Genomic DNA, 13,352 nt, shown 5'->3' with positions numbered 1-13,352 from the left:
CGCGCAAGGAAGGGCCCCCGCTTATCGTTTTTTGTTGTAGCGGGGGCCCTTCCTAACGCTTGTCAGGGCTTGCGGGCGATCAGGATGTCACGGACGATGGCCTGGTCGACCCGGTGGCCGAACTCCAGGTACGGGCCGTCGGCCAGCACCTCCAGGCCGGCGTCGGCGAGGACGGCCGCCGCCTCCTCCCGCCGGGCCACGTTCGTGTTCCAGGCGATGCCGAGCGCCCCGCCGGGCCGGAGCAGCTCCACCCAGACCGGCACCGCCTCGGTCAACAGGGCGAGCGGGCTGCGCGCCAGCCCCCGGCCCGCGCTGCGGCTGCCGTGCTGCACGCCGTACGGGGCGTCCGCCACCAGCAGGTCCTGGCTGCCGGACCGGAAGAACTCCCCGCTGCGCAGGGTGTCGACCTGCACCACGTCCAGCCGCTGGGTCCGGCCCGCCCGGTAGGACTCCTTGTCGGCGGCGAGGTTCACCTGCAACCGCCGGGCCACCACCTGCCGGTCGCGGCGCACCGGCCCGGACTCGACCCGGTGCTTGAGCCGCTTGCGTTTCAACCACGTCTGGACGTACGTCGAGTACGCCTCGAAGTCCGTCCGGTCGTGCTCCACCCCGGCGGCGTCGTACCCGTACATCAGTGCCTGGTTCAGGGTGGTCCCCCGGCCGCAGAGCGGGTCGAGCACCCGGAGCTGACGGTCGAGCATCTCCGGGGCGAACCGCGAGGAGAGCAGGGTGATGTTGAGCAGCAGCTTGGTGAACTGTTCGTTCGTCTTGCCCGGATACTTCGGGATGGTCAGCAGGTCGTCGTCGTAGCGGGCCAGCGGGCGCAGCTCGACCGGCCGGAGCAGTCCCTGGACGACCTCGAAGAGCACGTAGATCGACGAGAGGTTCGCCAGGTATTCGACCTCGCGCTCGCCGAGCCCGCCGTCGGCGGTGAAGGTGACGTAGCGGACGCCGCCGAGCACCGTCTCGGTGACGCCGGAGAGCCGCCCGCCGAGCACGGTCCGGTCGACGACCGCCAGCTCGGCCCGGGTCAGCCGGACGGAGGCGTCCGCGTAGACGCGGTTCGCCGACGGCGAGATCAACAAGGCGTACTGGCTCATCTGTCCTTCCGGCGGCCGGCACCTGCGCGACCGGTAGATGGTAGACGGCCGCCCGCGAGCGCTCCGGCCGAGGTCAGCCGCGGTGTCGGGGCGACACAGGATACTTGCGTCAGTTGATGGATGACCGGCCGTCGGCGGCCGGGTTAGCCTGCCCCGATGATCTATGGAAGCCGCACGCTCCGTGGAAGCCGCACGCTCCGTGGAAGCCGCACGCTCCGTGGAGGGTCGTCGAGACCGACGGCGTGGCGCAGGACGAGCCTCGGCACCCTCGCCTCCCTGGCCCTGGTGGCCGGGATGCTGACCATCTCGCCGCCCGGCCGGGCCGCCGCCGACCCCGAGGTGGGCAGCGCCCGACTCGTCCCGCTCCAGGTCACCGGCCCGGCCAGCGAGCGGCTCAACCTGATCCTGCTCGGCGACGGCTACACCGCGGCCGAGTTGCCGACGTTCCACGCCGACGTGGACCGGCACATGAACGTGCAGTGGAGCATCGAGCCGTACCGCAGCTACCGGAACTACTTCAACGTCTACGTGATCGAGATCGTCTCCGGTGAGTCCGGCATCCGCTGCGACCCGGACGACGACCCGCCGGACCCGGACCGGATCACCCCGCTGGGGCTGCACTACGCGGACGGCTGCACCAACCCGCTGGCCCGGGGCATCACCTTCCAGCCGTACGGGACGCAGGCGCTGAACCGCTATCTCCAGCAGCTCGTCGCGCCGTTGGGGGTGACCGCGAGCAACCGGCAGGTGTTGGCGATCGCCAACACCGACACGTACGGCGGGATCGGCGGCACCAACGCCACCACCTCGGGCGGTGCCCCGCAGGGGCCGCTGATCAGCCCGCACGAACTCGGCCACTCGCTCGGGCAGCTCCAGGACGAGTATCCGTACCGGGACCGGCCCACCCCGGGCGGGCCGTACTGCACCGACGACTGCGCCGAGCCGGGCTCACGGCACCACACCCGGCTGACCGAGCAGCAGATGGTCGCCCAGCAGGCGAAGTGGTGGCGCTGGCTCGGCGAGGAGAGCGAGTCCGGCGGCACGATCGGCCGCCACGAGAGCGGCATGTACGCCAGCTCCGGCGTCTGGCGACCCAGCGAGCACTCCATCATGCGCTGGCTCGGCTTCCACTACGACCAGGTCAGCCGAGAGATCATGACGCAGCGGATCTCGGGGCGCCGGGACACGAACGCGATGGCGCTCTCGTCAACCCCGACGGACCGGCCGGTCGGCCCCACCGACGTGCTCTGGGTGGAGACCCAGCATCCGGTCCACCACGAGCTGGAGGTGCGCTGGACGGTGAACGGCGCACCGGTGCCGGAGACGGGGAACAGCCGCAACCTGGCCCTGGCCGGCCGGGGCGTGCGCCCCGGCGACGTCGTCGGGGTGACGGTGCAGGATCCCACCGGGTTCGTCCGGGATCCGGCGATCCGCACCGGGCCGGCGCTGACCCAGCGCCGGCAGTGGACCGTGGGTGCCGAGCCGAGCCCGCCGGCCGAGGTGCCGGTGGCGTTCACCGCCTCGACCCAGACCGACGGCCGCGCCGTCGGCGGCGAGGACGTGGTCTACGTCGAGACGACGCACCCGCTCGACCGGGTGCTGGAGGTGACCTGGCGGCTCGACGGCAGGGTCCTGCCGAACCCGTGGAACAGCCGCAACCTCGACCTGGGGGCGCTGGAGCTGGCCCCGGGCAGCTATCGGCTGACCGCGACGGTGACCGACCCGGCCGATCCGGGTGGCGCCTCGGAGACCCGCGCCTGGACGGTCGACAACGTCGAGGCAAGCACCACGGCGATGCTCTCGGCGCCGGTCGCCACGCTTGCCGGTGACGTCCCGCACCACGTCTACTTCGAGCGGTTCACCATGGGGCTGGAGCCGGCCGACGACCGGCCCGGCTTCACCGTCGGGGAGTTCCGGTTGGACCGGGACGGCTGGTTCAACTATTTCGGCTGGCCGGACGCGCCGGCCGGCACACCGTTCCTCTTCACCCCCACCGGCACGGTGGTGAAGTCGCTGGTCTACGGCAACCTGGGGTCGGGCGGGCTCTCCAAGGCGGTCTTCGAGGAGACCGAGCCGGGCTACGGCACCCACACCGTCGAGCACCGGGCGATCGACGCGGCCGGCAACGTCGGCTCCCCCGCCGAGTTCCGGGCCACCGTACTGCCGGGTTCGTCACCGGCCTGCACCCGGACGATCTCCGGCCCCCGGGCCGGCAACCTGACCGTCTCGGCCGGGGTGACCTGCCTCGACGGCGCCCGGGTGGCCGGCCGGATCACGGTACGGCCCGGCGCCTCGCTGGTCGTCTCCGGCGGCGCGGTGGCCGGCGGGATCAGCACCGACCGCGCCGCCGTGGTGCAGCTGTTCGGCGCGACGGTGAGCGGTTCGGTGCAGGTCGGCGGCACCACCGGAAGCGTGACCATTGCCGGAAGCACCCTCAGCGGCGCGCTCCGGCTGACCGGCAACGCCACCGGCGAGTACGGGTTGGCGCTGGTCGGCAACCGGATCACCGGCTCGCTCACGTGCGGCGGCAACGGCGAGGTCACCGACTTCGGTGCCCGCAACCAGATCCGGGGGCAGCGGTCGGGCGACTGCGCCCGCCTCTGATCCGCGTGCCCGCGACGCCCGGGGTGGGAGTCCGCACCCCGGGCGTCGTGGTCAGGGCCGGCGGAAGACGCCGCCGTACTCGTAGAACCGGGTTTCCTCGGCGCCCCTGCCGAGGAAGGGGCGGAGCGCCTCGTCGACCGGGGCCAGCGGCGGCTGGGTCGGGTCCGGCCGCCAGGTCTTGACGTCGACCATCCCCGGCTCGACCGGCTCGAAGTCGCGGACGAACTCCGCCACCTCCGCGACGGTGCGGTTCCGCCACTGGAGGTTCATCTTCCGCACCATCTCGTTGCCCGCGTCCACCCCCGCCTGGTCGGTCCCGGCGAGCTGGGAGTAGCCGAGGTAGCTGCCCGGAGACATCGCCTCGCGCAGCACCGCGAGCAGGTGCCGGATCTTGTCGTCGTCGACGATGGAGTGGGTCACGGAGAAGAGCAGCACCGCGACCGGCTCCGAAAAGTCGATCATCTTGCGGACGTCCTCGTCGGCCAGGATCCGCTCCGGCTCGGTGACGTCGGCGGCGATCACCCGGGTCGTCTCGTCGTCGGCCAGCAGCGCCCGCCCGTGCGCCAGCACGATCGGGTCGACGTCGACGTAGACCACCCGGGCACCCGGCTGGAACTGCTGCGCCACCTGGTGCACGTTGGCCTGGGTCGGCAGCCCGCTGCCGAGGTCGAGGAACTGCCGGATGCCCAGGTCGCGGGCGAGGAACCGGACCGCCCGGTAGAGGAAGAGCCGGTTCTCCCGGGTGACGTCCAGACTGGCCGGATACTGCGAGTTGACGAAGAGGACGGCCGCCCGGTCCACCGGGAAGTTGTCCTTGCCGCCCAGCGAGTAGTCGTACATCCGGGCCGAGGTCGGGACGTCGATCGGGAAGGCGGGGTAGCCTCCGTCGTTGGGCGCGGTCACGAGATCAGCTCCGTGCGGTTCGGGGGACGGACTACCAGGGTAGCGCCTGCGTCGACCCTCCTTTTGCGAGCGTCCGGGTTCGCATGCTCGCCATCGAGCCGACCGATCCCGGCGGCCAGGTGTGGTACGCCAAGCAGGCCCGCAAGCGTGGCATCCAGCGCTTCTACGCCGACGCCTGCCGCTACGACCGGCCCGTCTCCACCTGTACGCCCGGACGTCCGGACTCCACCACGAAGCTGGCCTGGGTCGACACCGGAGCGTCCGGCCGCGTCACGTACGGCACCACCCGGTAGTCTGTGCGCCACTCGTCCCGGTCCAGGGTGCAGCGCACGTAACCGCGCCGCTGGTTGTAGAAGCGGATGTGCGGGTTGTTGGCCAGCCAGTCCCGGCCGGTGTCGTCCAGGTCGGCGCCGTCCCCGCCGGAGGCGATCGAGGTACCGAGGAACTCGGTGCCGACGGTGCGGGACTCCGGGTCGTCGAAGTCCTGCTTGAGGTCCGCCACCATGCTGCGGTGGGCGTCCCCGGTGATCACCACGAAGTTGTCGACCCGGCGCCGGAGCACCCCGTCGAAGAGTCGCTGCCGGGCGGGCTCGTAGCCGTTCCAGTTGTCCATCGAGAGCAGCTTGCCCGGACCGGGGTCCCGGTCGGTCTGTGCCATCACCGTCTGCTGGGCGATGACGTTCCAGGTCGAGCGGGAGTCGGCGAGGCCGTCGAGCAGCCAACGTTCCTGTGCGTGACCGAGCATCGACCGCTCCGGGTCGGCCGACTCGGGGCAGGGTGCGGAGGGGCCGTCGCCGCAGACCTGGTCGTCGCGGTACTGGCGGCCGTCCAGCACGTTGAACTCGGCCAGCCGCCCGTACGTGACCCGGCGGTGGATCCGCATGTCCGGTCCCTTGGGCATGGCGCTGCGCCGCAGCGGCATGTGCTCGTAGTACGCCAGGTACGCGGCGGCCCGGCGCAGCCGGAACATCTCGGCCGACTGGGCGGGGTCCTCGGAGATCTCGTCGGCGTAGTTGTTCTCCACCTCGTGGTCGTCCCAGGTGACGATCCACGGGAACGCCGCGTGCGCGGCCTGCAGGTCCGGATCTGCCTTGTGCTGCGCGTGCCGGATCCGGTAGTCGCTCAGTGAGAAGATCTCGGCTGCCGGCAGGTGTCCCCGGCCGATCGTCCCCTGTGCCGAGCCCTCGTAGATGTAGTCACCGAGGAAGACCACCAGGTCGAGGTCCTCCTGGACCATGTGCTGGTAGGGGGTGAAGTAGCCGGCGGGGTAGTTCTGGCAGGAGGCGAAGGCGAAGCTCAACCGCGCCGGCCGGTCCCAGGCCGCCGGGGCGGTACGGGTCCGGCCGACCGGGCTGATCTCACCACCGGACCGGAACCGGTAGAAGTACTCCCGGCCGGGACGCAGGCGGGTCACCTCGGCGTGCACCGAGTGCCCCAGTTCCGGGGTGGCCCGCTCGACGCCCCGGCGGACGACCCGGCGGAACCGCTCGTCCTCGGCCACCTCCCAGAACACCGGCACGACCCTGCTTGGCATCCCGCCGAGACCGTCCACGGCGAGCGGGTCGGGCGCGAGCCTGGTCCAGAGCACCACCCCGTCGGGAAGCGGGTCGCCGGAGGCCACACCGAGGGTGAACGGGTCCTCCGGGAATCTCGGCGTGCCCCACGCCGCCGAGGCCGAGAAGCCCGCGATCGTCGCGCCGACTCCCGCCGCTCCGGCCAGCCCCAGAAACCCGCGCCGATCCAGTTGCCGCATCATCCGCCCTCTCCAGTGGCCCCACCATTGCCAGCGGCGCGTGTGACCCGCGCGCGGCAAACCGACTCCACTGATGCTCGTCATCAAGGTGACGGGAGGGTGGCGAAGTGACCACGGCACATCAACCAGCCAGCTAAACGATCATGATTGCTCCACCCGCACCGGGCGACCAGCCGGCATCCGGCCGCCCGACTGACACATTCGTCGGTGCGGGCGGGGCCGGGACGGCCGGGCGGTTCAGCGAGCGCAGCCGACCCGGTCGGGGCCGAGTGCGATGTCGTCGAGCCAGAGGTCGAAGTGGTCGGGGGTCGGGCCGCCCTGGTAGAGCTGCCAGCCGATCTTCACCGTGTCGGCGCGGGGCAGCACGAAGTCGACCGGGTTGCCGCCGTGCTCGGTGGTGGTGACCGTCATCTCCGGCTGTGCGACACCGTCGATCCAGACCGCGACGCGGTTGTCGGCGGCGTCCCACTGCCACTCGACGCACTGCCAGCGGTCCTCGACGGTGGGCGCGGACTCGCGCCAGTTGGTCCAGTCGCCGGTCGGGCCGCCGTCGGCGCCGACACCCCAGTACGACCCGCCGAGCGGTGGCGCCCACTGGCCGCCGATCGGTCGGACGATCTCGGCGCTACCCGGGCCGGTCGCCTCGACCAGGGTGAAGTGTGCCCAGTCGGGGGCGGTCGGGAAGGCGTCCACCCTCAACCGGATCCGGCCGTAGAAGCTGTTACCCGGTGCGGCGAAGTCGTCCACCTTGAGGAAGGCCCGGCCGTTCCCCTCGGTGTGCACCCGCAACACCTTGTCGCGCCGGTGCCGCTCGACGGTCAGGGTCCCATGCTCGGTGTCGATGCCCCAGGCCAGCGAGGCGGCACCGCCGGTGGGCAGCCGCTCGAAGTCCTCGCAGAACAGCAGCGTGCGCGGTCCGCACGCGGCGCCGTGCCCCGTGCCGCCGTGCCCGGCCGGGCCGGCGCCTGCCTGCGCGGCACCTCCACTCGCGAGCACCGCGGCGGCGGTGAGCAGGATCAGAGGGTACCGCTTCGTCAGGCGAGCCATGGCGCAAGAGCATGACAGATATCGATGGATGACGCCAGTCGCCCCGGCTCGTGACGCATCCGGCACCGAAGCGACACCGACAGTCGACATCGAAGATCTTCTTTGATTTACTGGGAAACCCGGTCGTGCTCCGGTGCCCCACCCGCACCACGCGTACCCCCGTACGCGCCCGCAGCCGCCGGCGGCACCTGGCGGAGGTCTGTCATGAGCAGTGGATCCGGATCGGACACGCCCCCTGTCGACCGTCCACCGCCCGGGATGTCCCGGCGCGGGGTGCTGCGCGGAAGCGCGGCCGCCTCCGCCGGACTCGCCGTCGGCACGGTGGCCGGCACGGCGACCGACACCGGAGTGGCCGAGCCGGCGACAGCGGCACCGGCGCCCGAGGCAATCGGCGCGGGGCAGGTCGAGATCGGGCTGGTGGTCAACGGCCGCACCGAACGGCTGCTTGTCGACTCCCGGGTGACCCTGCTGGACGCCCTCCGCGAGCGGCTCGCCCTGACCGGCACCAAGAAGGGCTGCGACCGGGGACAGTGCGGTGCCTGCACCGTGCACGTCGACGGGCGGCGGGTGCTCTCCTGCCTGACCCTGGTGGCCTCCGCAGCCGGTCGCCGGGTCGGCACCGTGGAAGGGCTCGCCGACGGCGACCGGCTGCACCCGGTGCAGCAGGCATTCCTCGACTGCGACGCCTTCCAGTGCGGATTCTGCACCTCCGGCCAGATCATGTCGGCGGTGGCGCTCCTCCAGGAGGGGCGCACCGGCTCGGACGACGAGATCCGGGAGCAGATGTCCGGCAACATCTGCCGCTGCGGGGCGTACGAGAACATCGTGGCCGCCGTCCGGACGGCCCGGCGCGGCGGGGCGGCGCGATGAGGCCCTTCGACTACGCCGCCGCGCAGAGCGTGCCGCAGGCCCTCGCCGATGGCGGCGCCGGCACGGCGTACCTGGCCGGCGGGACGACGCTGGTGGACCTGATGAAGCTGGAGGTGATGACGCCGCGTCGGGTGCTGGACATCAACCGGCTGCCGCTGCGCGGCGTCTCCGCCGACCGGGCCGGGCTGCAGATCGGGGCGCTGGAGCGGATGAGCGACGTCGCCGGGCACCCGCTGGTCACCACGGGCTATCCGGTGATCGCCGAGGCGCTGCTGCGCAGCGCGTCGCCGCAACTGCGCAACATGGCGAGCATCGGCGGCAACCTGCTGCAACGGGTCCGCTGTGGATACTTCCGGGACACCGGCACCGGCTGCAACAAGCGTGAGCCCGGCTCCGGCTGCCCGGCGGTGGAGGGCGAGAACCGGGGCCACGCCATCCTCGGCACCAGCGACGCCTGTGTCGCCACCCATCCCAGCGACCTGGCGGTGGCCCTGGTCGCGCTGGACGCCCGGGTCGGGCTGACCGGCCGGGGCGGGAGCCGGGAGGTCCGGCTCGCCGACTTCTACCTGCTGCCCGGCGACACCCCGGAACGCGAACACGACCTGCGCCCCGGTGAACTGGTCACCCGGGTCACCGTGCCGGCGCTGCCCTGGGCCGGCCGGTCGGCGTACCTGAAGATCCGCGACCGGCAGTCCTACGAGTTCGCCCTCGCCTCGGCCGCCGTCGCGCTCGACCTGCGCGGCGGCACGATCCGGGACGTACGGGTGGCGGTCGGCGGCGTCGGCACCCGGCCCTGGCGGCTGCCGGCGGTGGAGGAGGCGCTGCGCGGCCGGGCGGCCCGGCCGGAGGTCTTCGAGGCGGCGGCCGAACGCGCGGTCGACGGCGCCCGGCCGCTGACGCACAACCGGTTCAAGACGACGCTGGTCCGGCGCACCATCGTGCGCGCCCTGACGAACCTGGCGGGTTGAGATGGACTCCACCGCACGGACGGTCTCGGTCAACCGGGTCGACGGCCGGCTCAAGGTCACCGGCGCCGCCCGGTACGCCGCCGACCAGCCGGCCGAGGGGATCGCGCACGGCTACCTGCTGCTCAGCACGGTCGCCCGGGGCAGCATCCGGGCCCTCGACGTCACCGCCGCCGAGGCCAGCCCCGGCGTGCTCGCCGTCTACACGCCGTTCCGCCCGCTGGAGCTGCTCGGCTCCGGCACCCCGTTCAGCGTCGGGCACAGTTGGCTGCCGTTGCAGGACGCGGAGGTGCACTACCACGGCCAGGCGATCGGGCTGGTCGTGGCGGAGACGTTCGAGCAGGCCCGGGACGCCGCCGCACTGGTCCGGGCCGACTACGAGACGCGCCCGGCGGCGGTCTCCTTTCCGGACGGCATCCCGGGGGCGACCGATCCGGGCCCGATCATCGGCGAGCCGGCGCGGCTGGAGTTCCTGGCCGACGGCGTCGGCTCGATCGACGAGGCGCTGGCGGCGAGCGAGGTGACCGTCTCCGGCAGCTACGGGCAGCCGGGCAAGCACCACAGCGCCATGGAGCCGCACGCCTGCGTGGCCACCTGGCAGGACGGGGCCCTCACCCTGCACACCGGCACGCAGAGCGCGTCGCTCACCGTCGGCGCGATGGCGGCGGCGCTCGGGGTCGGCACCGCGCAGGTCCGGGTGGTCAGCCCGCACGTCGGCGGCGGCTTCGGCAACAAGGTCGCCACCTGGGCGCATCCGCTGCTCGCCGCGGCGGCGGCACGGGCGCTGGGCCGGCCGGTCAAGGTGGTGCTGACCCGCGAGCAGACCTTCACGATCACCGGCAACCGCTCGGCGGTACGCCAGACGGTCACCCTCGGCGCCCGCCGGGACGGCACCCTGGTCGCGGTCAAGCACCAGGTCTGGTCGAGCCAGTCCGCCTCGGGCGGCATCTTCGAGAGCTCGGCGCACACCACCTCGCGGTATCTCTACCGGACCGAGAACCTGCACCTCGACCAGAAGATCGTCACGCTGGACGTGCCGCCGCCGACCTGGATGCGGGCGCCCGGTCAGGAGTCCGGCTCGTTCGCCCTGGAGAGCGCGCTCGACGAGCTCGCCACCGAGCTACGGATGGACCCGGTCGAGCTGCGGCTACGCAACTACGCCACGGTCTATCCGGGCCGGAACGTGCCGTGGTCGAGCAAGCACCTGGACCGGTGCTACCGGATCGGTGCGGAGCGGTTCGGCTGGGCCCGCCGCAACCCGGTGCCCGGCGCCGTCGTACGCGGCGAGTGGCTGGTCGGGATGGGGATGGCGACCGCGAACTATCCGGGCGAACGCTTCCCGGCCTCGGTGCAGGTGCGGTTCCGGGCCGACGGGGACGTCACGGTCTCCAGCGCCACCGCGGACCTCGGCACCGGGATGTGGACCGTGCTGGCGGTGCTCGGCGCGGAGGCGCTCGGCCTGCCGGTCGCCCGGATCCGCAGCGAGCTCGGCGACTCCACCCTGGCCGCCAACATCGGCTCCTTCGGCTCGGCCTCCACCGCGAGCACCGGGCCGGCGGTGACGGCGGCCGCCGAGGCGGCGACGACCGAGCTGATCACGCTGGCGGTGACGGACGAACGCTCACCACTGTACGGCGTACCGGCCGGCGACGTCCGGTACGAGCGCGGCGAGTTGGTCGCCCCCGACCGGCGGGTCGCCTTCGGCGACCTGCTCCGCACCGTCGGCTCGGAGGGTGTCGAGGCGACCGGCAGCTCCGCGCCCGGCCCGGAGCACGGGCAGCACGCCTTCACCTCGTTCGGCGCCCACTTCTGCGAGGTACGGGTCAACCGCTGGACCGGGGAGCCCCGGCTCTCCCGGATCACCACCGTCGTCGACGGCGGCACGATCATCAACGCCAAGACCGCCCGCAGCCAGATCATCGGCGCCGTCGTCTTCGGCATCGGCCACGCGCTGCTGGAGGGCGCCGTGGTCGAACCGGAGAGCGGCCGGATCGCCAACGGCACCTTCGCCGACTATCTGCTGCCGGTCAACGCCGACGTCCCCCCGGTCGACGTGCACTTTCTCAACGAGCCCGACCTGCTGTTCAACCCGCTGGGGGCCCGGGGGATCGGCGAACTCGGCACGGTCGGGGTCGCCGCCGCGATCGGCAACGCCGTCTACAACGCCACCGGGCGGCGCATCCGCGAGCTACCCATCACTCTGGACAGGCTGCTCGACTGAGGGCGGAACCCGGTTGCCACCAGGCCCCGGGCCAGCGCCGGCGCCAGTGCCGGTGCCGGTGCCGGTGCGGTGCCGGTGCCGGGCGAGCAGGAGAGGCAGCCAGGGGGCGGCGCCGAGCAGCACCAGCAGGGATAGCAGCGGCAACCGCCACCACCGGGAGATCGACGGCGGCTGGTCGGCAACCTGCTCCGCCACCCATGGCCGGGCCGCCTTTGACCAGGCGAGGAAGGCGTCGCCGATCGGCACGGCGCCGAGGGCGTACCGCTTGCTCCACGGGGTTGTCACCGGCACACCGGCCAGCTCGCCGTAGTTCGCCAGCGCTCCGGCGAGCGCGGCATCCCCCTGCACCTGGGCCGCGCCGAGCGTCACCACGGTCGCCGAGAGGCTGATCCCGAGCAGCAGCGGGCCGGAGTCGACGTCCCCCGGGCCGGAGGTGCCGGCCGGGTACTCCCGGACGGCCGGCCCGAGCCCGAGCGGTGTGGCCACGAACCGCTCCCGGAACCCGAGATACTGCGCGCGGGCGAAGGCCGGATCGACGTCGACCAGAAACCGCAGGATCATGCTCTGCGAGCTGCCCCGCGCCCCGTCGACCGGTGCTCCGCGCACCGGGTCGACCCGGTGCGGCAGCAGCCCGGTCTCCGGATCGAGTCGCTGGCGTACCCCGGAGAGCCACCGGTCGACCGTGCCGTCGAAGCGGGCGGGGAGCAGCGTGTCGTGCAGCCGCAGCGACGCGATCGCCACGGTCGAGTCCACCGGCCACGCCTGGCCGGGGTACGCCGGCAGGTAGGGTGAGCCGGCCGCGTCGAACGCGGCAGCCAGGGCGGCGGAGTCCTCGGCGAACCGGGTCAGCTCGGCCGGATCCCGCGCCCGCGCCGTGTGCAGGCTCAGCATCCCGCCGCGCAACCAGTTCGTCCAGCCCCGGTAGAAGACCCCGTATGCCGGGGCAAGCTCGGGACTGAACGGCTCGCGGCCGGCCGGGGAGTCGAGCCGGTCGAGCGCCCAACGGGCCTCCCGCAGGGCGGTTCCCCGCTCCTCCTCGGCTGCTCGCAGGCCGAGGTCGACCCAGCTCAGGCCGTAGAGAACGTGCAGGAAGAAGTAACCCTCGGGGAAGATCTGCTGCGCCGCCGTACCGGCGCCGTCGTCGAGCTGCGCACGCAGGAAGGCGAGCTGGCGACGTACTCCCGGCGGGTCGGCCGTCGGACCGGCGGCGGCGGGCACGACCAGCCGGAGACCGCCGGACAGCGCGGCGGCGGTGACCACGACGGCGAGGAAGAGGTACGACCAGCGCGACGCCATCCGGCCCACCGTGCTGGTTCCGCCCACCCTGCCGAGGCTAGGTCGTCTGTCAATACGGACCGTCGACAGCTCCGGGTCCCGCCTCGGCCCGACGACTCAGCCGGGCCCTTCCTCGGCGTAGAGCCGGCTGACGGTCTCGGCGACGCAGCACGGCTTGCCGCCCCGCTCCGGCTCGACAGTGGCGCGGATGACCACCTGTGCGCCGCCGGGCACCGGGTCCACCTGGAGGAGTTCCGCGCTGAGCCGGACCGCCTCCCCGGTACGCAGCGGCGCCGGAAACCGGACCCGGTTCAGCCCATAGTTGATCACCATCCGGACCCCCTGCACCCGGTAGAGATCGCGCATCAGCACCGGCAACAGCGAGACGGTGAGGAAGCCGTGCGCCACGGTGCCGCCGTACGGGCCGGTGGCGGCACGCTCCGGGTCGACGTGGATCCACTGGTGGTCGCCGGTCGCGTCGGCAAACGCGTCGACCCGATCCTGCTCGATCCGGTGCCACGGGCCGGGACCGAGCCGTTCGCCGACCGCCTCGGCGAGTTCGGCGATCGAGGCGTACGCCCTCATGCCATGACCAGCCAGGAGTCCTGGGCCAC

The 13,352-nt window shown here is 72.6% G+C and carries 10 protein-coding genes; 4 read left to right on the top strand and 6 right to left on the bottom strand.

Annotated features, from left to right (window positions below; all coding sequences use genetic code 11):
* Window positions 1-62 precede the first annotated feature (62 nt).
* Window positions 63-1,100: a TRM11 family SAM-dependent methyltransferase gene (locus ACN28C_RS20250; RefSeq protein WP_422769104.1), complete on the bottom strand. Its 1,038-nt coding sequence runs from the start codon at window positions 1,098-1,100 to the stop codon at window positions 63-65.
* 156 nt (window positions 1,101-1,256) lie between these two features.
* Here ACN28C_RS20250 and ACN28C_RS20245 point away from each other — a divergent pair, with 156 nt between their 5' ends.
* Window positions 1,257-3,704, top strand: a complete 2,448-nt coding sequence (locus tag ACN28C_RS20245; RefSeq protein WP_422769103.1) for a M64 family metallopeptidase — start codon at window positions 1,257-1,259, stop codon at window positions 3,702-3,704.
* Window positions 3,705-3,755: 51 nt separating this feature from the next.
* Here ACN28C_RS20245 and ACN28C_RS20240 read toward each other — a convergent pair whose 3' ends face one another.
* From ACN28C_RS20240 to ACN28C_RS20230, 3 genes are all read right to left on the bottom strand, one after another.
* Window positions 3,756-4,607: an SAM-dependent methyltransferase gene (locus ACN28C_RS20240; protein WP_422769102.1), complete on the bottom strand. Its 852-nt coding sequence runs from the start codon at window positions 4,605-4,607 to the stop codon at window positions 3,756-3,758.
* 181 nt (window positions 4,608-4,788) lie between these two features.
* Window positions 4,789-6,363, bottom strand: a complete 1,575-nt coding sequence (locus ACN28C_RS20235) for an alkaline phosphatase D family protein (protein ID WP_422769101.1) — start codon at window positions 6,361-6,363, stop codon at window positions 4,789-4,791.
* A gap of 234 nt (window positions 6,364-6,597) precedes the next feature.
* On the bottom strand, window positions 6,598-7,407 hold the full coding sequence (locus tag ACN28C_RS20230) for a hypothetical protein (RefSeq protein WP_422769100.1): 810 nt from the start codon (window positions 7,405-7,407) through the stop codon (window positions 6,598-6,600).
* A 387-nt stretch (window positions 7,408-7,794) separates the two neighbouring features.
* Here ACN28C_RS20230 and ACN28C_RS20225 point away from each other — a divergent pair, with 387 nt between their 5' ends.
* From ACN28C_RS20225 to ACN28C_RS20215, 3 genes are read left to right on the top strand one after another with little or no spacing between them, the layout of a single operon-like run.
* Window positions 7,795-8,277 carry a (2Fe-2S)-binding protein gene (locus tag ACN28C_RS20225; protein WP_422774747.1) on the top strand — a complete coding sequence of 161 codons (483 nt, stop codon included), beginning with the start codon at window positions 7,795-7,797 and terminating at the stop codon, window positions 8,275-8,277.
* Window positions 8,274-9,245 carry an FAD binding domain-containing protein gene (locus tag ACN28C_RS20220; RefSeq protein WP_422769099.1) on the top strand — a complete coding sequence of 324 codons (972 nt, stop codon included), beginning with the start codon at window positions 8,274-8,276 and terminating at the stop codon, window positions 9,243-9,245. Before ACN28C_RS20225 ends, ACN28C_RS20220 begins: the two co-directional genes overlap by 4 nt.
* 1 nt (window position 9,246) lies before the next feature.
* Window positions 9,247-11,463: a xanthine dehydrogenase family protein molybdopterin-binding subunit gene (locus tag ACN28C_RS20215; protein WP_422769098.1), complete on the top strand. Its 2,217-nt coding sequence runs from the start codon at window positions 9,247-9,249 to the stop codon at window positions 11,461-11,463.
* Here ACN28C_RS20215 and ACN28C_RS20210 read toward each other — a convergent pair.
* Window positions 11,431-12,786: a hypothetical protein gene (locus ACN28C_RS20210; protein ID WP_422769097.1), complete on the bottom strand. Its 1,356-nt coding sequence runs from the start codon at window positions 12,784-12,786 to the stop codon at window positions 11,431-11,433. The two genes, ACN28C_RS20215 and ACN28C_RS20210, sit on opposite strands and share 33 nt — an antisense overlap.
* A 69-nt stretch (window positions 12,787-12,855) precedes the next feature.
* On the bottom strand, window positions 12,856-13,323 hold the full coding sequence (locus ACN28C_RS20205) for a MaoC family dehydratase (protein ID WP_422769096.1): 468 nt from the start codon (window positions 13,321-13,323) through the stop codon (window positions 12,856-12,858).
* Between the last annotated feature and the right edge of the window lie 29 nt (window positions 13,324-13,352).

The sequence above is a fragment of the Plantactinospora sp. WMMC1484 genome (genome assembly GCF_049315195.1).
Taxonomy (GTDB): Bacteria; Actinomycetota; Actinomycetes; order Mycobacteriales; family Micromonosporaceae; genus Plantactinospora.
The sequence above is the reverse complement of the archived record's forward strand: the minus strand, read 5'-3'. Positions and strand labels throughout refer to the sequence as shown.